Source organism: Pseudonocardia sp. N23 (genome assembly GCF_002583555.1).
GTDB lineage: Bacteria > Actinomycetota > Actinomycetes > Mycobacteriales > Pseudonocardiaceae > Pseudonocardia.
Genome location: NZ_BEGX01000121.1, coordinates 29,155 through 29,541, shown reverse-complemented (window position 1 = coordinate 29,541; position 387 = coordinate 29,155). Strand labels below are relative to the sequence as shown.

The 387-nt window shown below is 66.1% G+C and carries 1 protein-coding gene; it reads left to right on the top strand.

Annotation, left to right across the window (positions count from 1 at the left end; genetic code table 11):
* Positions 1–387: right-handed parallel beta-helix repeat-containing protein (locus TOK_RS27735; RefSeq protein WP_216362128.1), on the top strand; the 387-nt coding region annotated here is incomplete at both ends.

Genomic DNA, 387 nt, shown 5'->3' with positions numbered 1-387 from the left:
CACATCGTCGTGCGCCGCTGCGAGGTCGCCGACTCCCAGGACGGCGGCATCGTCCTGTCAAACGGCCAGAACGTGCTCGTCCAGGACGCCAACGTGCACGGCAACAACGCCCGCGGCACCTCGGCCAGCAACGAAGCCATCTCCATCGTCGGCACGAAGACCTTCGAGATCGTCGGCTCGGCGGTGCACGACAACGGCGAGGAAGGCATCGACGCCAAGTACGAAGCCTCCGACGGGCTCATCCACAACAACCAGGTGTGGGGCAACCGCGGCCCCAACATCTACCTCGACTCCGCCCACGACCTCACCGTCACCGGTAACCAGGTGTGGGGGGCCACCGAGGCCAGCAAGTCCGGCATCGGACTGGCCGTGGAGAACTACTCCGAG